Annotated in this window: 20 protein-coding genes; 5 read left to right on the top strand and 15 right to left on the bottom strand. The window is 68.2% G+C overall.

What is annotated here, in order from left to right; all coding sequences use genetic code 11:
* Positions 1-122 precede the first annotated feature (122 nt).
* Entirely contained in the window at positions 123-974 is an 852-nt protein-coding gene (locus WBL06_RS13860; protein WP_424457019.1) for a tRNA pseudouridine synthase A, read from the bottom strand.
* 68 nt (positions 975-1,042) lie between these two features.
* Here WBL06_RS13860 and WBL06_RS13855 point away from each other — a divergent pair, with 68 nt between their 5' ends.
* The 4 genes from WBL06_RS13855 (at position 1,043) to WBL06_RS13840 (ending at position 7,568) form a co-directional block, all read left to right on the top strand.
* Positions 1,043-2,923, top strand: a complete 1,881-nt coding sequence (locus tag WBL06_RS13855; RefSeq protein ID WP_424457015.1) for an acyltransferase family protein — start codon at positions 1,043-1,045, stop codon at positions 2,921-2,923.
* 110 nt (positions 2,924-3,033) lie between these two features.
* A complete protein-coding gene (locus tag WBL06_RS13850) occupies positions 3,034-3,378 on the top strand; it encodes a heavy-metal-associated domain-containing protein (RefSeq protein WP_424457013.1) in 345 nt (114 codons plus the stop codon).
* A 4-nt stretch (positions 3,379-3,382) separates the two neighbouring features.
* Complete coding sequence (locus WBL06_RS13845) at positions 3,383-5,641, top strand: heavy metal translocating P-type ATPase (protein ID WP_424457011.1); 2,259 nt, start codon at positions 3,383-3,385, stop codon at positions 5,639-5,641.
* A gap of 16 nt (positions 5,642-5,657) precedes the next feature.
* Entirely contained in the window at positions 5,658-7,568 is a 1,911-nt protein-coding gene (locus WBL06_RS13840) for a DUF4396 domain-containing protein (protein ID WP_424457010.1), read from the top strand.
* A 151-nt stretch (positions 7,569-7,719) separates the two neighbouring features.
* Here WBL06_RS13840 and rplQ read toward each other — a convergent pair whose 3' ends face one another.
* The 13 genes from rplQ to WBL06_RS13775 form a co-directional block, all read right to left on the bottom strand.
* Positions 7,720-8,277, bottom strand: coding sequence for a 50S ribosomal protein L17 (gene rplQ / locus WBL06_RS13835; protein WP_424457008.1), 558 nt, complete (start codon positions 8,275-8,277; stop codon positions 7,720-7,722).
* 42 nt (positions 8,278-8,319) lie between these two features.
* Positions 8,320-9,312, bottom strand: a complete 993-nt coding sequence (locus tag WBL06_RS13830) for a DNA-directed RNA polymerase subunit alpha (RefSeq protein WP_424457007.1) — start codon at positions 9,310-9,312, stop codon at positions 8,320-8,322.
* A 168-nt stretch (positions 9,313-9,480) separates the two neighbouring features.
* On the bottom strand, positions 9,481-9,882 hold the full coding sequence (gene rpsK, locus WBL06_RS13825) for a 30S ribosomal protein S11 (RefSeq protein WP_191283556.1): 402 nt from the start codon (positions 9,880-9,882) through the stop codon (positions 9,481-9,483).
* Positions 9,882-10,262, bottom strand: coding sequence for a 30S ribosomal protein S13 (gene rpsM, locus WBL06_RS13820; RefSeq protein WP_424457005.1), 381 nt, complete (start codon positions 10,260-10,262; stop codon positions 9,882-9,884). The genes rpsK and rpsM overlap by 1 nt, the downstream gene beginning before the upstream one ends.
* 236 nt (positions 10,263-10,498) lie before the next feature.
* Complete coding sequence (rpmJ, locus tag WBL06_RS13815; protein ID WP_055821300.1) at positions 10,499-10,615, bottom strand: 50S ribosomal protein L36; 117 nt, start codon at positions 10,613-10,615, stop codon at positions 10,499-10,501.
* A 94-nt stretch (positions 10,616-10,709) separates the two neighbouring features.
* Positions 10,710-10,931: a translation initiation factor IF-1 gene (gene infA / locus WBL06_RS13810; protein WP_191283558.1), complete on the bottom strand. Its 222-nt coding sequence runs from the start codon at positions 10,929-10,931 to the stop codon at positions 10,710-10,712.
* A gap of 209 nt (positions 10,932-11,140) precedes the next feature.
* On the bottom strand, positions 11,141-11,527 hold the full coding sequence (locus WBL06_RS13805; RefSeq protein WP_424457003.1) for a hypothetical protein: 387 nt from the start codon (positions 11,525-11,527) through the stop codon (positions 11,141-11,143).
* 112 nt (positions 11,528-11,639) lie between these two features.
* A complete protein-coding gene (locus tag WBL06_RS13800; protein WP_424457001.1) occupies positions 11,640-12,773 on the bottom strand; it encodes a mannitol-1-phosphate 5-dehydrogenase in 1,134 nt (377 codons plus the stop codon).
* Positions 12,774-12,782: 9 nt separating this feature from the next.
* Positions 12,783-13,214 (bottom strand): PTS sugar transporter subunit IIA, encoded by a 432-nt coding sequence (locus WBL06_RS13795; protein WP_424456999.1) that lies wholly within the window; start codon positions 13,212-13,214, stop codon positions 12,783-12,785.
* A 99-nt stretch (positions 13,215-13,313) separates the two neighbouring features.
* A complete protein-coding gene (locus tag WBL06_RS13790; RefSeq protein WP_424456997.1) occupies positions 13,314-14,777 on the bottom strand; it encodes a PTS mannitol transporter subunit IICB in 1,464 nt (487 codons plus the stop codon).
* Between the two features lie 50 nt (positions 14,778-14,827).
* Positions 14,828-16,480 (bottom strand): phosphoenolpyruvate--protein phosphotransferase, encoded by a 1,653-nt coding sequence (gene ptsP, locus WBL06_RS13785; protein WP_424456996.1) that lies wholly within the window; start codon positions 16,478-16,480, stop codon positions 14,828-14,830.
* Entirely contained in the window at positions 16,477-16,740 is a 264-nt protein-coding gene (locus WBL06_RS13780) for an HPr family phosphocarrier protein (protein ID WP_424456995.1), read from the bottom strand. The genes ptsP and WBL06_RS13780 overlap by 4 nt, the downstream gene beginning before the upstream one ends.
* On the bottom strand, positions 16,733-17,062 hold the full coding sequence (locus WBL06_RS13775) for a hypothetical protein (protein WP_424456994.1): 330 nt from the start codon (positions 17,060-17,062) through the stop codon (positions 16,733-16,735). The genes WBL06_RS13780 and WBL06_RS13775 overlap by 8 nt, the downstream gene beginning before the upstream one ends.
* A gap of 145 nt (positions 17,063-17,207) precedes the next feature.
* Between WBL06_RS13775 and WBL06_RS13770 the strand changes: the two genes are divergently transcribed.
* Complete coding sequence (locus WBL06_RS13770) at positions 17,208-19,088, top strand: BglG family transcription antiterminator (protein WP_424456992.1); 1,881 nt, start codon at positions 17,208-17,210, stop codon at positions 19,086-19,088.
* Positions 19,089-19,106: 18 nt separating this feature from the next.
* Here WBL06_RS13770 and WBL06_RS13765 read toward each other — a convergent pair whose 3' ends face one another.
* Positions 19,107-19,535: a hypothetical protein gene (locus WBL06_RS13765; RefSeq protein ID WP_424456990.1), complete on the bottom strand. Its 429-nt coding sequence runs from the start codon at positions 19,533-19,535 to the stop codon at positions 19,107-19,109.
* Between the last annotated feature and the right edge of the window lie 69 nt (positions 19,536-19,604).

The raw sequence follows: 19,604 nt of genomic DNA, 5'->3' as shown, positions 1-19,604 counted from the left end.
CGATCCAAACCCGCCTGATCCACCTCGCCGCTGCCAAGACCACCGCGCTCAGCGCCGGAATCTCGCGAGCAAAACCCGGTGAGGCACGCACCCACCTTTCGCGAGCATCTTGACGTGAGGCACTACGACGAGCGTTTCGCCCGGGTCTGTTCGGCACGTGCGGCGAGCTCCTCATCCGGCGGGTACCCCACCTCGACGAGGGTGAGTCCCTTCGCCGGAACCACGACGAACTCGCTCGTACGCGCGGTCGCCTCTCGTAGCTCGGTAACCCGTCCGGCGCTGAGCTTCCCGTCGCCCGCCGCGAGGCATGCGCCGACGAGGGCCCGCACCATCGAGTGGCAGAAGGCGTCGGCCCGCACGTGCGCGACGAGCACGCCGTCGGCATCCCGAGCCCAGGTGAACTCCTGAAGGGTGCGGATCGTCGTCGCCCCCTCGCGCGGGCGGCAGAACGACGCGAAGTCGTGCAGTCCGAGAAGGCTGCGGGCGGCGGTCTCCATCGCGTCCCCGTCGAGGGTGGTCGGATGCCACACCTCGTAGCCGCGCCGGCGGGGGTCGCGCAGCGCGGCGGCATCGGCGATGCGGTACTCGTAGCGGCGCCACGTCGCGGCGAAGCGAGCGTCGAACCCGGGAGGCGCCAGTGTCGCGCGCTGAACCTGCACGTCGCCGGCTGCACCGGCGATGCCGTTCAGCCGCCGCACGAGCGCGTCGAGCCCGCGCGGCGCGGGGCCTCCCCGACGCCGACGATCGAGGTCGGCGAGCTGTGCGTCGTCGAGTTCGACGTGGGCAACCTGACCGGTGGCGTGCACGCCGACGTCGGTGCGCCCCGCGACGGTGAGCGTCGGCGCCGACCCGACCGTACGAAAGATCGTCGCCAGCGCCAGCTCGAGTTCGCCCTGCACGGTGCGCAGGCCGGGCTGCTTCGCCCAGCCGGTGAAGTCGCCGCCGTCATAGGCGAGGTCGAGTCGGATGCGCACCACGCGACGAGTCTGCCGCACCGGGATACCCTGGTTCACGTCAGTCCTCCCCTGCTGACATCTTCCGCATGAAGTCGACGACGCCGAGTCCCACCGCCGCGCGCGGCACCTTCCGTGTGCCGGGACTGGACGGCATCCGCGCTCTCGCTGTTGCGACCGTGATCGTCTTCCATCTCTTCCCTGGAACCCTCATCGGCGGTTACCTCGGCGTCGACATCTTCTTCGTCGTCAGCGGGTTCCTCATCACGACGCTTCTGCTACGCGAGCGCGCCACCACCGGCGGCATCTCGCTGCGCGGCTTCTGGACCCGGCGCGCTCGCCGGCTGCTCCCCGCCCTCGTCGTGCTGTTGCTCGCCGGTTGCGCGGCGGCCCTGTTCGTCGGGGGGGACGTGCTGGTGGGGCTCGGCAGCCAGGTCCTCGCGGCCCTCACGTTCTCGAGCAACTGGGTGTTCATCGCGCAAGGCGCCTCGTACTTCGACGCGACGGTACCCGAGCTGTTCCGCAATCTGTGGTCGCTGGGCGTGGAGGAGCAGTTCTACATCGGCTGGCCCCTGCTCGTGGTGTTCGTGCTCGTGCGCATCCCGCGGTGGTCGCGCCTGACACTCATCGGGGCACTCGCGGTCGGCTCGGCCGTCTGGATGGGCGTCTCGTATTCGTCGATCGATCCAACGCGGGTGTACTACGGCACCGATTCCCACGCGTTCGGGCTCGCCGTCGGAGCATTCCTCGCCGTGCTCATGCTCGGGCGCGGCGTGGTTACCGTGGGAGATGTGCCGACGGGGCTCACCTCGCGGGCGGCGCGTTGGACTCTGGATCTCACCGGCACATTGGCGATCGCGGCACTCATCGGGCTGTCGGTGGTGATGAACGGCGACCTCGATCTCGCGTACCGCGGCGGTCTGGCCGCAGTGGCTGTGCTGAGCGCCGTCGCGATCGCCGCGCTGCTCGTCCCCGGCTCGCTGCTCGGCCGGGCGCTCGAGTTCGCACCGATCCGCTGGGTGGGGCTGCGCAGCTATGGCCTCTACCTGTGGCAATGGCCGGTGTTCGTGCTCGTCGGCGCTGCCTACCCCGCGGGGCCGCGCGAGGGTGTCGATGCGGTCACCCGCGGCGTGATCGCGCTCGCGATCACCGTCGTCGCGGCCGGGCTGTCGTACCGGTTCATCGAACAGCCGATCCGCCGGCACGGGTTTCGGGCGACGGCGCGCGCGGTACTCGACGCGCCTCCACGCAGCCGACGGGCGCTCGGCGCTGCATTCGCGATGCTCCTCATGACCGGTCTGGCGGGAACCAGTGTCGCCGCTCTGGTCGCCGACCCGGGTCGTGGCGAGGCGCAGACCTACATCGAAGCCGGACAGGACGCGATCGACGACGCGACGACGACACCGCCCGCGACCGAGGATGCCGAGCAGGACGCCGTCACGACCGGCGACGAGATCACGGCGATCGGCGATTCCGTGATGCTCGCCGCCGCACCCGCCCTCCAGGAGGCGTACCCGGGCATCGCGATCGACGCCGCCGTCTCCCGTTCGATGTACTCGGCCCCGGCCGTCGTGCAGGCGCAGAAGTCGGCCGGCACGCTGCGCCCGGTCGTCGTGATCGCCCTGGGGACCAACGGCCCCATCGATCGCCGCACGCTCGAGGAGGTCCGCGAAATCCTCGGCCCGACGCGCGAACTGATCCTGGTGAATGCCCAAGCGCCGCGCGGCTGGATTCCCGGCGTCAACGCCGAGCTGTCCGCGTTCGCGCGCGTTTACCGCAACGTCGAGTTGGCGAACTGGTACGGCGCCGTCCAGCCTTACCTGCAGGAGATGGCTCGCGACCAGGTGCACTTCGGCCCGATCGGCGCAGGGATCTTCGCCGGCGCCGTTCGCGAAGCGGTCGAACGCCTGGCTGCGCTGCCGCCTCTCCGTGACGAGTCCGCCGACCTCTCCCTTCCGACGCCCTTCTAGCGGTGCGGGCCGGGATGATCGTCCTCACCTTGCGGATCGGCGAGCTGCGCTGTAGGGTCATACCCCACGGGGGTATCACCACTCCGCACCACAGAGAAGGAACGACATCCATGTGTTCAGACCACGCCACCCACGACCTCGGCCTCACCGAAGCGAACCACTCCTGTTCCTGCGGTGACCACGGTCACGGAGCCGCGGCCGCTCCCGCCGGCGAAACCGCGGCGATCAGCGAGTCCGCCGTTCGCGAGCACTACCTCGTCGATGGCATGACGTGCAGTCACTGCGTCGCGAGCGTGACCGAGGAGGTGACCGCGCTCGACGGCGTGGAGAGCGTCAGCGTCGACCTGAACGCCGGCGGAGCGTCGCGGATCATGGTGGTCAGCTCGAAGCCGATCCCTGCCGACGCGATTCGCGATGCGGTGACCGAAGCCGGCTACTCCCTCACGCCGGCGTGAACTGGTGACGACCACCGATCTCGATCTTGAGATCGGGGGCATGACCTGCGCGTCCTGCGCCACCCGGATCGAACGGAAACTGAACCGGATCGACGGCGTCGTGGCGTCGGTGAACTACGCGACCGACCGGGCTCGCATCAGCTCCGCCGGCGTCGATCCGGCGATCCTCATCGCCGCGGTGGAAGCAGCCGGGTATTCGGCGAGCCTCCCGACTCCGCCGGCAGCCGATGACCCCGAGCCGACGAGCCCCGCAGATCGAGAAGTCGCCGAACTCAGGCATCGGCTGATCGTCTCCGCCGGCTTGGCGGTTCCCGTCGTGCTGATGTCGATGATCCCCGCGCTCCAGTTCACCAACTGGCAGTGGCTCGCCCTCACGCTCGCGGCGCCCGTCGCCGTGTGGGGAGCGTGGCCGTTCCATCGCGCCGCGGCGATCAATGCGCGGCACGGCGCGGCGACCATGGACACGCTGATCAGCGTGGGCGTCCTCGCGGCGTTCGGGTGGTCGCTGTACGCGCTCTTCTTCGGGATGGCCGGCATGCCGGGCATGCACATGACCTTCCGATTCATCGGCACACCCGAGGCGGGGGCGTCGGAGCTCTACCTCGAGGTCGCCGCGGCAGTGACCGTCTTCATCCTGGCCGGACGCTACATCGAGGCCCGGGCAAAGACCCAATCGGGCGCCGCCCTCCGCGCTCTCCTCGAACTCGGCGCGAAGGACGCGACCGTCGTGCGGGACGGCATCGAGACCCGCGTGCCGGTCTCGGCACTGCTGCCCGGTGCCACGATCGTGGTCCGGCCCGGCGAGAAGATCGCCGCCGACGGCCTCGTCGTGGACGGTGCCTCCGCGGTGGACATGAGCATGCTGACCGGCGAGTCCCTACCCGTCGAAGTGCAGCCCGGTGACCGCGTCGCGGGCGCCACCATCAATGTCGGCGGTCGGCTGCTCGTCGAGGTGACGACGGTCGGCGCCGACACCGAGCTCTCCCGCCTGGCACGGATGGTCGAGGAGGCTCAGACCGGCAAGGCCGAGGTGCAACGCCTCGCCGACCGCGTCTCGGCCGTCTTCGTGCCCGTCGTGATCGGGTTGGCCCTGACGACGTTCGTGGTGTGGATGATCACCGCCGGCGATGTCGAGCTGGCATTCACGGCAGCCGTCGCCACCCTCATCATCGCGTGCCCGTGCGCTCTGGGGCTCGCCACCCCGACCGCCCTGCTGGTCGGCACCGGGCGAGGTTCCCAGCTCGGCGTCATCATCCGTGGGCCGCAGGTGCTCGAACAGACTCGCACGATCGACACGGTGGTGCTGGACAAGACCGGCACGATCACGACGGGGCGAATGGATGTGGCCGCGGTCATTCCGGCCGGCCGCGCGGAACCGGATGAGGTGTTGCGTCTCGCCGCCGCCGTCGAGGATGGATCGGAACATCCGATCGCCCGCGCCATTGTGCACCGTGGCGACCTTCGCGACTCGGGGCGGTTTCCCGTCGTCGCTGAATTCCAGTCCGAGGCGGGGTTCGGGGTTCGGGCGTTGATCGACGGGCAGCTCGTCGTCGCCGGTCGCCTCTCCTGGTTGGCGGAGGCGTGGTCGATCGCGGTGCCTGACCAACTCGCACGGGTTGCGGTCGATCACGAGAAACAGGGCTCAACCGTCATCGCGGTCGCGAGCGACGCCGAGTTGCAGGGACTCGTGGTCGTGCGTGACACCGTCAAGGTGACCAGTTCCGAGGCGGTCGCGCGCCTGCGAGCGCTCGGCTTGCACCCCATCCTGTTGACCGGGGACAATGCCGGAGCCGCGCATGCCGTGGCCGGCGAGGTCGGAATCGACGACGTCCATGCGGGTGTCACCCCCGAAGGCAAACTCACGCTGATCCGCGCCCTGCAGTCCGACGGTCGCGTCGTCGCCATGGTCGGCGACGGCGTCAACGATGCGGCCGCCCTTGCGGCCGCGGATCTCGGGATCGCGCTGGGAAGCGGCACGGATGCGGCGATCGCCGCCGGTGATATCACGATCGTGAGTGGCGACCTATTGGTCGTGGCCGACGCCGTCCGGCTCGCCCGCCGAACTCTGGGCGTCATCAAGGGCAACCTGTTCTGGGCATTCGCCTACAACGTCGCGGCGATCCCGGTGGCCATGCTCGGGCTGCTCAATCCGCTGCTCGCAGGAGCCGCGATGGCGTTCTCCTCGGTGTTCGTCGTCACCAACAGCCTTCGCCTCCGGCAGTTCCGGCCCCTCCCTCCCCCGCCGTCGCACGCCGCCTCCTGAAGAAGGGAAACCGATCTTGTTCATCCAGCCGATCGACTACTTCCTCGCCGCCTGGTTCGTACTCGTCTTCGCGAGCACGCTGTATGTCGGCATCGACCAGTATCGGAACAACCCCGAGCCGGCGGTGATGAAGTGGGGCTTCATCCTCGTCACGCTCTACCTCGGTCCGATCGGGCTGCTGCTCTATGTGCTCGCCGACAAGGAACCGCGGCCAGGCGAGCACGAGGAGTTCACCAAGCCGCTCTGGAAGCAAAGCATCGGCTCGACCATCCATTGCGTCGCCGGTGACGCAACCGGCATCATCCTGGCCGCGGTGATCACCGCTGCGCTCGGGCTCCCGATGTGGCTGGACCTGATCATCGAGTACCTCGCCGGCTTCGCCTTCGGCCTGTTCGTCTTCCAGTCGTTGTTCATGAAGAACGTGATGGGAGGCAGCTATCTGCAGAACGTGCGTCGGTCGTTCCTGCCGGAGTTCCTGAGCATGAACTTCATGATGGCGGGCATGGCGCCGGTCATGGTGTTCCTGATGATGGGGCGCGACATGCGCGCCATGGAACCGTGGCAACTGCTGTTCTGGGGCGTCATGGCCGTGGGCGTCGCCGCCGGGTTCGCACTGGCCCTCCCGGTCAATGTGTGGCTGGTCAAGAACGGCCTCAAGCACGGTCTCATGACGCTGCGCCCCAAGGCGAAGGCCGAGGCCAAGGCCGAGAGCAAGCCCATGTCGAGTAAGGCCGGCCACGACATGTCGGCGATGAGTGGGATGGCCGACATGGACATGTCGGCCCCCGAGAAGCCCGCGCACGATGGAGCGCGAGCCGGGCTGCGGTTCACCACGACGCAACTCGTCTCCATCGCCGGCATCTCGGTCCTCGCGCTGATCGTGGGAATGATCGCCCCCGCCAACTCGGTCAACATGACGCTCAGCGCCCGCGATGTCGGCGGGCTGATCATGCCGCCGGGCATGATCATGACGCGCGACACCCCCGGTGAGGCCATGGTCGACATGGCAGCCGTCGATCCGAACAGCGTCACCGAGGTCTACGGTGCGGATGATCGCGGGGACCGGCCGCTGAAGCCGACGATCGTCAACGGCGTGAAGGTATTCAAACTGACCGTCTCCATCATCCGGTGGGAGATCTATCCCGGGCAGACGGTCGACGCCTACGCCTACAACGGGCAGGTTCCGGGGCCGCGTCTGGAGTTCACCGAGGGCGACCGGGTGCGCATCGAGGTCACCAACGCCCTCGACGAGTCAACGACAGTGCACTGGCACGGTCTCGATGTGCCGAACGAGATGGACGGTCCCGCAGACATCACCCAGGCACCCATCGAACCCGGTCAGACGTACAGCTATGAATACACCGTGCAGCAGTGGGGGACCTACTTCTACCACTCCCACGACCACGCCGATCGGCAGCAGGCGCTCGGCCTCTACGGATCGATCATCATCAGCCCCCGTGACCGCACGGCGGAGGTCGCCGCCGACAACGAGTACACGATCCAGCTCGGGCAGTGGCTCGAGCGGGAGGGCTTGACCTACCCCGGAATGCCGATGGAGGGAGGCCTCGCCAACTACTTCACGATCAACGGCAAGGCCTACCCCGCGACGGACACCATCGACATGCGCGTGGGCGAGACGTTGAAGGTGCGGTTCATCGGCTCCGATCCGGTCGCCATCCATCCGATGCACATCCACGGTGGCCCGTTCACGGTGGTAGCCGTCGACGGCATCCAGCTCGACCCCGGTCAGCAGTATCAGGCCGACACGATCAACGTCGGACCGGGTCAGCGGTATGACGTCATCTGGACGGCACTTCGCCCGGGCAAGTGGCTCATCCATTGCCACATCAACCACCACACGACCAACAACAACGTCGAGACCGACGGCGCCGGTGGCCTGACCATGATCATCAACGTCACGGAGTGAGTCGAGAGGGCGGGGACCGTCATGGAAGGCGCCTCCTCCAACTAGCGCGATCGGACGAATAGCCGTCCGGAAACGCCCGACGGGCCCGCCGGAAGCGCCAGCTCCGCGGAAACGGAGACCAGCGCACTCGACGAGCCCGTCACGGGTGGTGCTATTTCGCGTCGCCCTCGGCAGCAGCCTCGACCTCGGCAGCTTCGTCCGAAGCACCCTCTGGGGCTTCCTCTGCGAGGGCCTCCTCTGTTGGGGCCTCCTCTGCGGGGGCCTCCTCGGCGGCGGGCTTCGCGGCCTTGGCCGGCTTGTCGGCAGCGGTCTTCGCCGCAGCGGCCTTCTTCGCGGACGGCTTCTTCACGACCGGCTCGAGCACGAGCTCGATGACGGCCATCGGGGCGTTGTCGCCCTTGCGGTAGCCGGTCTTCGTGATGCGGGTGTAGCCACCCTCGCGGTCTTCGACCTGGGGGGCGATCTCGGTGAAGAGCTTGTGCACGACCCCCTTGTCGGAGATGATCCCGAGCACCCGGCGGCGGGCGTGCAGGTCACCCCGCTTCGCGAACGTGATGAGGCGCTCGGCGAGCGGACGCAGGCGCTTCGCCTTCGTCTCGGTCGTCTGGATGCTCTCGTGCGTGAACAGCGCGGCGGCGAGGTTCGCGAGCAGCAGGCGCTCGTGAGCCGGGCCGCCTCCGAGGCGGGGACCCTTAGTGGGCTTAGGCATGGTGCTTCTCTCTCAGTTCCGTCAGAGCGTGAGCCGCGAGGCTCAGCTCTGCTCCTCGTCGTCGTAGCCGCCGTAGAAGTGCGCGCCGTCGAAGCCGGGAACGCTGTCCTTGAGCGACAGGCCCATCTCGGTGAGCTTGTCCCGCACCTCGTCGACCGACTTCTGGCCGAAGTTGCGGATGTTCATGAGCTGCGTCTCCGAGAGGGCGACGAGCTCGGCGACCGTGTTGATGCCCTCGCGCTTGAGGCAGTTGTAGCTGCGCACGCTCAGGTCGAGGTCTTCGATCGGCATGCTGAGCTCGCTCGACAGCACGGCATCCACCGGCGCGGGGCCGATCTCGATGCCTTCCGCGGCGGAGTTCAGCTCGCGGGCGAGGCCGAACAGCTCGACCAGGGTGCGGCCGGCCGACGCGATCGCGTCACGCGGGGTGATCGCGGGCTTCGTCTCGACGTCCACGACCAGGCGGTCGAAGTCGGTGCGCTCACCGGCACGGGTGGCCTCGACGCGGTAGGTGACCTTGAGCACGGGCGAGTAGATCGAGTCGATCGGAACCTGACCGGCCTCGCTGAACTCGCTGCGGTTCTGCGTCGCCGACACGTAACCGCGGCCACGCTCGATGGTGAGTTCGAGCTCGAACTTCGCCTTGTCGTTGAGCGTCGCGATGACCAGCTCGGGGTTGTGGATCTCGACCCCGGTCGGCGCCGAGATGTCGGCGGCCGTCACCTGGCCGGCACCCTGCTTGCGCAGGTACGCGGTGATCGGCTCGTCGTGCTCACTCGAGACGACGAGGTTCTTGATGTTGAGGACGATCTCGACGACATCTTCCTTCACACCCGGAATCGTCGAGAACTCGTGCTGGATTCCGTCGATGCGGATGCTGGTCACGGCTGCGCCCGGAATGGACGACAGCAGGGTGCGACGCAGCGAGTTGCCGAGGGTGTAGCCGAAGCCGGGCTCCAGCGGTTCGATGACGAACTGCGAACGGAACTCGGAGAGGCTCTCCTCGGACAGGGTGGGACGCTGTGCAATGAGCACGTGTATTTCCTTTCAGCGAGGGCGTCCGCCATATGACGCCCACGTCAGGTACGGCGGGTGGCTAAGCCGCCGGTGTTGTTCAGTTATGAAAATTCGGTGGTCGAGTAGCGCCCGCAGGGCGCGTGTCGATCGGTGGTCGAGTAGCGCCCGCAGGGCACGTGTCGAGACCTACACCCGACGGCGCTTCGGCGGACGAACGCCGTTGTGCGCCTGCGGGGTGACGTCGTTGATCGTGCCGACCTCGAGGCCGGCCGCCGTGAGCGAACGGATCGCGGTCTCGCGTCCGGAACCCGGACCCTTCACGAAGACATCCACCTTCTTCATGCCGTTCTCCTGCGCTTTACGCGCAGCAGCCTCAGCCGCCATGCCCGCCGCGTAGGGGGTCGACTTGCGCGAGCCCTTGAAGCCGACGTCGCCGCCGGAGGCCCAGGCGATGACCGCACCCGAAGGGTCGGTGATCGAGACGATGGTGTTGTTGAACGTCGACTTGATGTGGGCCTGACCCACAGCGATGTTCTTCTTTTCCTTGCGACGCGGCTTGCGGCCCGCGGCAGCCTTGGGAGCGGCCATTACTTCTTGCCTGCCTTCTTCTTGCCGGCGACGGTGCGCTTCGGGCCCTTGCGGGTGCGCGCGTTGGTCTTCGTGCGCTGACCGCGCACCGGGAGGCCGCGACGGTGGCGGATTCCCTCGTAGGAACCGATCTCGACCTTGCGGCGGATGTCGGCCTGCACCTCACGACGGAGGTCGCCCTCCACCTTGTAGCTGCCTTCGATGAAGTCGCGGAGAGCGATGAGCTGGTCATCGGTCAGATCCTTGACGCGGATATCGCCGGAGATTCCGGTTTCCTTGAGGGTGAACAGCGCGCGAGTGCGGCCGACCCCGTAGATGTAGGTGAGCGCCACTTCCACGCGCTTGTCGCGCGGGATGTCGACGCCGGCAAGACGTGCCATTGCGTTACTCCTGAGAGTTTTCGGAGGTCTGTGCGTCACCGGTGCCCGGGCCTCCGACCCGAGGTGTCCCCCCTCGGTGGTCGAGTAGCCGCGCCAGCGGCGTGTCGAGACCGGGAGGATCTTGGTGACGCTTGATGTATTGAATTGTGTTCGGGAGGTCTCGACACGCGCCGCTTCGCGGCGCTACTCGACCCTGAACCTGCGGTCGAGACCGCTACGCGGTGTCGACCTCCGGTTCAGCCCTGGCGCTGCTTGTGACGCGGGTTGGACTTGCAGATGACCATGACGCGGCCGTTGCGGCGGATCACCTTGCAGTGATCGCAGATCGGCTTGACGCTCGGGTTGACCTTCATGATGTTTCTTCTCTCGCTGTCATCGTTCCCTCGGTGGTCGAGTAGCGGCGAAGCCGCGTGTCGAGACCCGAAGGCCGTTACTTCTCAGCTCGGCTTACTTGTAGCGGTAGACGATGCGGCCGCGGGTGAGGTCGTACGGGCTGAGCTCGACGACCACGCGGTCTTCCGGAAGGATCCGGATGTAGTTCTGGCGCATCTTGCCGGAGATGTGAGCGAGCACCTTGTGCCCGTTCGTGAGCTCCACGCGGAACATCGCGTTCGGCAGAGCCTCCAGCACCGAGCCCTCAAGCTCGATGACGCCGTCTTTTTTCGCCATACCTCTACTAGTGCTTTGCTGATCTGCGGGGTGGATTGGTGCACGGGCAGGCCGAAGCCGCCACAAGGCACCAAGGGTCAACCTTACGCCATCCGAGCACCTTTCGCATCCACTCGTTGCGGCACCCCGTGCCCAGTGCCCCGATTTGCGTCGAGTGCTCGCAATCACCCAATTGCGCTCGACGCAAATCAGCAGCAGTGGGCGGTTGGTCAGAGATCGGGGTGGCCCAAGGCAGCACGGATGTCGCGCTCGACCTCATGTAGGTGCTGCTCGAACTTGCGCAGCCCGAACTCCGGATAGGTCAGATACCAGCCCTCGTTACTAGCCAGGATGATGTCGACCTCGCTTGCCGAGCCAGCCAGCGTCGCCCACCAGGATGCGATCAACGGCAGCCGCCGGTGACCGTTCAGGCCCCAGATTCCCCAGATCCGAAATGACAACGCCGAACCGAGCTGGAACGCTCGCCATCCCGGGCGTGCCGGCTCGGCCGGCCTCCCGCGCCGTCGCACGAGAGCGCCCCTGATTGCGGCATCAACAAAGCCCGGCTCAAGGTCTGCCGTAATGCTCATCCGACGCATCAAGTCCGGCTTTGCCACCCTGCACCCTCCCTCACGTGTGCACACGCTACTGGACGCGACTTGCTCCTCGGATTGCCCGTTTCGCCGCATGTTTCCCGCGGAGCAATGCGCAATCGGCGGAGCAACGTGGTCAGAGCGACCCGCGCACGGACTCCACGGTGGTGGCGGCGGACTCGTAGAGGGCGTCGGCGGGGGTGAGACCCATCACGGAGGCGACGATGTCGGTGCCGTCGCGCAGCATCCCTTGAAGCTTCATGGCCTCCTCGTCGCCGGGAGCGTCGAAGCGCAGCGCGGCGGCCATGGCGCCGAGCAGCGCTGTCGCGGCTCCCCCGGCTTCGGCGATCTCGGATGCCGGACCGACGAAACGCTCGTTCCTCGAAAGTTTGCGGATGGGCTGCCGCCCGACGCGCTCCACGGAGTCGTCGATCGCGGGGTTCGAGAACCGCTCGAGCGTCTTCTCCAGATACGCACGCTGCTCGACCGCCGCGAAGTCGTGCTTTGCCACCAGGAATTCGGCCGTCTCTCCGAGCACCGCCTCGACCGACGAACGCACCGCGCCATCCGCGAGGGCGGCGGCGATCGTGGCGTGACCGGCGAGCCGCCCGTAGTACGCGGTCGTGGCGTGGCCGGTGTTGACGGTGAAGAGTTTGCGCTCGATGTACGGCGCCAGATCGGGCACGAAGTGCGCACCCGGGATCGGCGGCACGGCCGACCCGAACGCCGCCGACTCCACCGCCCACTCGCAGTACGGCTCGACCAGAACATCCAGCCCTGGCGTCGACTGTTCGGGCACGATGCGGTCGACGGCGGTGTTGGCGAACACCGCCCGCACCCCCACCTCCGCGGCCGGCGCGTGCTTCAGCACCTCGGCCCGCAACAGATCCGTCGCCCCGAGGGCGTTTTCGCACGCCATCACGGCGAGCGGCCCGGCCGAGATGGGGCGAGCGAGGATGCCGGCCGCGATCGCCGGGGCGACGAACTTGAGGATGTTGGGGCCGACCGCCGTCGTGACGACATCCGCGGCAGCGATGGCGGCGACCAGCCCGTCGGGATCGACGCCCGAGTCGATCGCCCGGTATCCGGTGACGGTCTTCTCGACACCGCCAGCCCCGGCTTCGATCACCCGGTACGACGGGGTGGCCTGCAGCGCCCCGATGAGCTCGGCGTTGACATCCGCGAAGACCACCTCGTAGCCGGCTTCGTGCAGCAGCAGCCCGATGAAGCCGCGGCCGATGTTTCCGGCGCCGAAGTGGACGGCGATCATGCGCGCCTCTCAGGCATCCAGATCGATGAGGTCGGCGAGGTCTTGCGGCGTCGCCGCGGCGCCCAGTTTCTCGACCGTCGCCTCGTCACTGAACGCGATCGCGATACCCGAGAGGATGCCGAGGTGGTCGTCGCCCTTGCCGGCGATGCCGACGACGAACCGCACCGGGTTGCCGTCCCAGTCGAGCGGCTCGTCGTAGCGGATGATCGCGAGGGCCGAGCTGAGGATGCCGTCCTTCGCCTCGTTGGTGCCGTGCGGGATCGCGAGGAGGTTGCCCATATAGGTCGACACCGCGGCTTCGCGGTCGAACATCGCGTCGGCGTACGCCTGGGTGACGGCACCCGAGTCGACGAGCAGGGCGCCCACCTCTCGGATGGCGTCGTCACGGGTTCGGGCATCGCCCGAGAGCTTGATGCGGTCGAGGTCGAGCACGTCGGTCATTGGGGGTCCTTCCCGAAGGGTGCGGGGAGAGAGTGCGGGGCGGGAGAGGTATCCACCGCCCCGCACTCATCCTGCGCGCTGCTGATTATTGCGCGCTGGCTACTTCGTGGCCTTCTGGCTTTCGGCGACGGTCGCAGCGACCTCGTCGTAAGCCGGACTGTTCATGAAGTTGTCCACCGAGACGTGCACCGCGTTCGGTTCCTGCTTCTTCGCGCGATCGGTCAGCTGCTTCTGCGTGATCACGAGATCGGCCGTGCCGTCGAGGTTGGCGATCGCCTTGTTGGTGACCGTCACCCCGGTGACGCCGGCATCCTTCAGCTTCTTGCGCAGCACCGTGGCGCCCATCGCGCTCGAGCCCATTCCCGCGTCGCACGCGAACACGATGTTCGAGATCGCTCCGCCCGAAGCCGCGGCAGCGAGCCCGGCGAGCGCCGCGCTCGACTTGCCCTTGTTCGCCTCGGTCTGCGCGATCGCGTCGCTGAACGCCGTATCCGCGTCGGCGAGGTCGCGCTTGCGGCTCGCCCGCAGGATCACTGCGGCGACCAGGAAGGTCACGGAGGCCGAGAGGATGACCGACAAGATGACGCCGACGTAGCTGTCCTGCGCCGTCTGGAACAGGATTGCGAAGATCGACCCGGGCGAGGCCGGAGCTCGCAGACCCGACCCGAAGATCACGTTCGTCAGCACACCCGTCGCGCCACCGGCGATCATCGCGAGGATGAGCATCGGCTTGGCGATGACATACGGAAAGTACAGCTCGTGGATGCCACCGAAGAAGTGGATGATGAACGCGCCGGGTGCCGTCGCGCGGGCCGCGCCCACGCCGAAGACCATGATCGCGATGAGCAGACCCGCACCGGGGCCGGGGTTGGCCTCGATGAGGAAGAAGATGCTCTTTCCGGTCTCGGCAGCCTGTTCGGCGCCCAGCGGCGTGAAGACGCCGTGGTTGATCGCGTTGTTGAGGAACAACACCTTCGCCGGCTCGACGATGATGCTCGCCAGCGGCAAGAGGCCGTTGTCGACGAGGAAGCCGACCGCGCCGCCGAACAGGTCGCTGATCCAGACCACGAGCTTGCTGAGACCGAAGAAGGCTGCGATCGCAAGCCCGAACCCGATGATGCCGGCCGAGAAGTTGTCGACGAGCATCTCGAAGCCGGCGCGGACCTTGCCCGCCCACAGCTTCTCGATCTGCTTGAGGATCCACGCGGCAAGTGGGCCGGCGATCATCGCACCGAGGATCATGACGCGATCCGGCTCGGCGACGATGACGCCCATCGCGACGAGCGCGCCGACCGCGCCGCCGCGCACGCCGTAGACCATGCGGCCACCGGTGTAGGCGATCAGGACCGGGATGAGCGTCAACAGGATGGGCCCGACGAGCGCCGCAATGGTCTCGTTCGGGGTCCACCCGGTCGGGATGAAGAACGCCGTGATGATGCCCCACGCGATGAACACCGCGATGTTGGGCAGGATCATGTTCGACAAGAACGAGCCGAACCTCTGTACTCCGACCCGGGTTTGCCCGAGTCGGCCGGGGCTGGCCGTCGATGACGTCGTCGTCATTGTGTTTCTCCTTTTTGTGTGGGGTTGCAGGGCCTGTGAAGCGGGATGGGTCAAGCGGGGGTGAGAACCTCGACCGCGGTTCGGGCGCCGGCGGCGTCCTCCGCGGCGAGGGCGAGGCGGGCGGCGTCGCGGGCTCCGGTGGGAGTCCAGCGGGCCAGTTCGTCGCGCACGTCGGCGATAGCCGGGGCGGACATCGAGAGGCTCGTCACACCGAGGCCGACGAGCACGACGGCGAGTTTCGGGTCGGCGGCGGCCTCGCCGCACACCCCGACGGGCGTGCCGAGCGCGGTTCCCGCGGCGCCGATCTCGTCGACGAGGCGCAGAACGGCCGGATGCCAGGGGTCCTGAAATCCGGACACCGAACCGAGCATGCGGTCGGCCGCCATCGTGTACTGGGTGAGGTCGTTGGTGCCGATCGACGCGAAATCAGTGACGGCGAGAATACGGTCGGCGAGCAGCGCGGCCGCGGGCACCTCGATCATGACCCCGGCGGTCTTCAGGCCGAGCTCGTGCGCCAGCGCCGTGAAGTAGCGGGTCTCGTCAACGGTGGCGACCATCGGCGCCATCACCCAGACCTCGGCGTCGGTCTCGGCATCCGCCTGGGCGAGGGCGGTGAGCTGGTCGCGCAGGATGTGTTCACTCGCCCGCAACGATCGGATGCCGCGAAGGCCCAGCGCGGGGTTCTCCTCGGGGGCGTCGTTGAGGAACGAGAGCGGCTTGTCGGCGCCTGCGTCGAGCGCTCGCACGACGACCTTCTTGCCGGGGAAGCCGGCGAGCACGGCCGAGTACGCCTCCTTCTGTGCTTCGACCGTCGGGGCGGTCGACGAATCGAGGAACAGGAACTCGGTGCGGAAGAGTCCGACACCTTCGGCGCCGGCGGCGACCGCCGCCGCGACGCCATCCGATGAGCCGAGGTTGGCCAGCAGCGGGATGGCGGTGCCGTCGGCGAGCGCGCCCGGGCCGGTGACGTGCACCCGCGCCGCGCGGTCGGCGACCTTCTGCTCGGCGGCGGCCACGGCATCCGCGGTGGGGTCGACGTCGACCAGGCCGGCGCCGGCATCCACGATCACCGTCGCGCCCTCGGCGATCTCGAGTGCCCCGGCGGTGCCGACGACCGCGGGCAGCCCCTTCTCGCCGGCGAGGATCGCGGTGTGCGAGGTCTTGCCGCCGTCGCTCGTGACGATCGCGAGCACGAGAGCCGGGTCGAGCAGGGCGGTGTCGGCGGGCGCGAGGTCGCGGGCGACGAGCACGAACGGGGTGTCGCTCTGCGGGATGCCGGGAGCAGCGACCCCGGAGAGGCGGGCCACCGCGCGGCGCGAGAGGTCGTCGAGGTCGGCGACGCGGGCGGCCATGTACTCGCCCATCCCGGCGAGCATGTCGCGGAAGACGCCGAACGCCTCGTGCACGGCCCGCTCAGCGGTCGCCCCGGTGTCGATGCGGGCATCCACGTCGGTCTTCAACATCGGGTCGTCGAGCATCAGCGCCTGCGCTTCGAGCACCTCGCCGGCCTTGCCGCCCGCCTTCGCGGCGCGCCCCCGGATGTCGTCGGCGGTCGCCGCGAGCGCGTGGGTGACGCGCTCCTTCTCGGCGTCGGGACCGAGGGTGCTCTGGGTCGTCGGCGGGTCGGGCAGCGGATCGGGCATGCGCAGCACCGGGCCGACCGCGATCCCGCGGCCGACACCGATCCCTCGCAGCTCCGTCACGCGTCGTGGTCCTCGAGCAGCATCGCCTCGAGGGCGTCGAGCGCCTCGTCGGCACCCTCACCTTCGGCGGTGAGCACGACCTCGTCGCCGTGGTCGATGCCGAGCGAGATGACTCCGAGGATGCTCGCGGCGTCGACGGTGCGATCGCCCTTCGTGAGCTTCACCGCGGCGCCCGCCTTCGCGGCGGTCTGGGTGAACAGGGCGGCGGGCCGGGCGTGCAGCCCGTGGCTCGACGCGACGACGACGGTGCGCTCAGACATTGTCGGTGCTCCTTTGCGGGGGTGGTGCGGCGATGGACTGCACGAGGGCGTCGACCGCGTCGACGGCGAGGATGCTGCCGGCCGGCGCCATCGCGTCGGCGGGAAGCACGGCGACCGGTCGCGGCGCGGCGCGCAGGCGGATCGCGTCCTCCGCGGAGGCCAGCTGAGCAGCGATGAGCACGGCGTCGGCACCGGCGAGCGCGTCCTCGAGCGCGTGCTCGGTGGTGACGACGAACTCGACATCGGGGAGAGACGGAGCGATGCGACGGGCGAGGAAGGTGCCGGAGACCCCGGCAGCGCAGACGAGCACGATGGTCGTCATGTCGCCTCCTTGCGATGTCGAACCGGATTGCTCTGCCAGTGTCCCGAAGCGGCATAGGCAGGCTCCACCAGATTCCCTTCCGCACCCCCGGAAGTGCGGGCTCCGTCGCGCCGCATGTCGCATCCATGGTTGAGTGGCTCGCGAGATGGCCGACAAGTCACCGATGCTGCTGACCTACCTCTCCCGTTCGGAGGGGTGGACGCCGGCGAGCGAGATCGCCGAGCATCTCGGCGTCTCGACCCGCACGGTGCGCAGCTACGTGACCGCGATCAAGGTCGCCGCTGCGCCGCTCGACGTCATCCACTCCTCCCCCGACGGTTACCGCCTCAACCGCGACGCCCACGCCGAATACGCGGCGCGCGACCGCACCTCGGCTGTCGCAGGCACACCCCGCGAGCGCGTCACCTTCCTGGTGACCCGGCTCACCCACGCCGGAGTGGAACTCGACGTGCACGACCTCGCCGACTCGCTGTTCGTCAGCTCGTCGACGATCGAAGCCGACCTGCGGCAGGTGCGGGCGCTCGCGCGCGAAGCGGGCCTGGAGCTGGTGCGCGAGGGTGACCACGTGCGGCTCGACGGCCCGGATGCCGGCCACCGGCGATTGGTCAGCCGCCTGTTCTCCGACGAGCAGGCGCACGGGCTCGTCGACCTGCGACGCGTGCAAGAGGCGTTCGGCATCGACGACCTCTCCGGCTTCAAGACCGACGTGATGGCGGTGCTCGAACGACAGGGCTACGCGATCAACGAGTTCGGTCTCGACCGGGTGCTGCTGCATACCGCGATCGCCGTCGAACGATCACGCGGCTCGTCGCTGGCCGACGACGCCCCCGAACCCGACGACGCCGTCGCGCGCGACCTCGACCGTCTCGTCGTCGCACGCTTCGGCACCCGCCTGCCCGCCGGGGAGCTCGCCGCGCTCACCACTCTGCTCACCACGCGGGCCGGCACCCGCCTCACGCCGCGCGACGAGGTCGGGGAGCACGTCGCAGTCGTGCGCACGATCATCGACCACGCCCAGGAGGAGTTTCTCGTCGACCTCGACGACGACGACTTCCTCACCCGGCTCGGTGCCCACGTCGGCAACCTCGTCATCCGCGCCCGCGACGGGGTGGGCAACCCCAACCCGCTCGCGCGAACCATCAAGTCGTCGTACCCGCTCACCTACGAGCTCGCGGTCTTCGTCGCGGCCGAGATTCAGCGCGAGTTCGAGATCACGATCGGCGACGACGAGATCGCCTACATCGCCCTGCACATCGGCTCCCATCTCGAGCGGCGAGCGACGCACGGCGAGCGCCTCACCTGCGTGCTGGTGAGCCCCGGCTACCACGACATCGCCGACCTGCTTCAGCGCCGCATCCTTCCCACCCTCGGCGACGAGGCGAGTATCGACCGGGTGCTCACCCGCACCGACGTCGACCCGGCCGACCTGCACGCCGACCTCGTCATCTCCACGGTGCCATGGGAGGTGCGTCCGGCGAACGTCGTCATCGTGCAACCCCTGCCCACCGACGCCGATTTGGATGCCGTGCGCGGCGCGATCACACGCATCCGTCGCCAGCGTCGTCGCCGGGCGATCACCGACGAACTGCTGCTCTACTTCGACGACGCCCTGTTCTACCGCGACCTGGATGAGCGCGATGCGGAATCCGTCATCCGAGTGCTCGGTGACCGGATGCGCGAGCGCGGCATCATCGACGACGAGTACCTCGCCGGGGTGCTCGACCGGGAGCGCATCTCGTCGACCGCGTTCACCGAGTGGCTCGCCGTGCCCCACGCCCTCACGATGTCGGCGAAGCGCACGGCGATCGCGATCGCCCTCTACGAGAACCCGATCCCCTGGGGCGACGCGACCGTGCAGGTCGTCGCGCTCGTCGCTTTCAGCGCGAAGGACCGCGCCTCGTTCCAGACCGTCTTCGAGCAGTTCGTCGAGGTCTTCAGCGACCGCGCCGACGTGCAACGTCTGCTGCGGGCATCCACCGACTTCCCCGCCTACATCGACGAGTTGGTGCGGCTGATCGATGAGTAGGTCGTGACGTGACGTGGGTCAGATGAGCCAATTCAACTCGTGCGGCAGCTTTCCGCCCGTCACTGCGACGTGATCGAGTGCGATTCGGCGCAGCCGGTGCCACATCCGCAGCGAAAGCGTCGGGATCGTGGCGATCAGAGCACCGAAAACCCACATGCCGATCGCGAAGGCGAGTGCTTTTTCGAAGGGCATACCGCGGGGAACCCCGACCCAAAGGGCCAGGAAGCCAAGCGGAACGCACATGGCCGCGAAGAGGAGCCACCGATACGGGTTGCTCGGCGGGTACGTGACGACTCCACGCAGGCGGTACTTGCGCATTCCGGCCGCGAGCAGCTTTTCGTCGAGATCCGGATCCCGATCAGCCGCAGTCAGCGCGTTGAGCGCGTCGGCGTTCGCCGCCGTCGGACCCCAGGGCGGGTAGAACCGCCGCTCCCGCTCGTTCGTCACCGCGCCATCCTTCCAGGTGTGCGGCGTTGGTCCTCAATTTGCGTGTTCCGCACGATTCGCGCGGAACAA

Source organism: Pseudolysinimonas sp., assembly GCF_049651805.1.
GTDB lineage: Bacteria > Actinomycetota > Actinomycetes > Actinomycetales > Microbacteriaceae > Pseudolysinimonas_A.
Note: the sequence above shows the minus strand (reverse complement) of the source record. Positions and strands in the feature narration are given on the sequence as shown.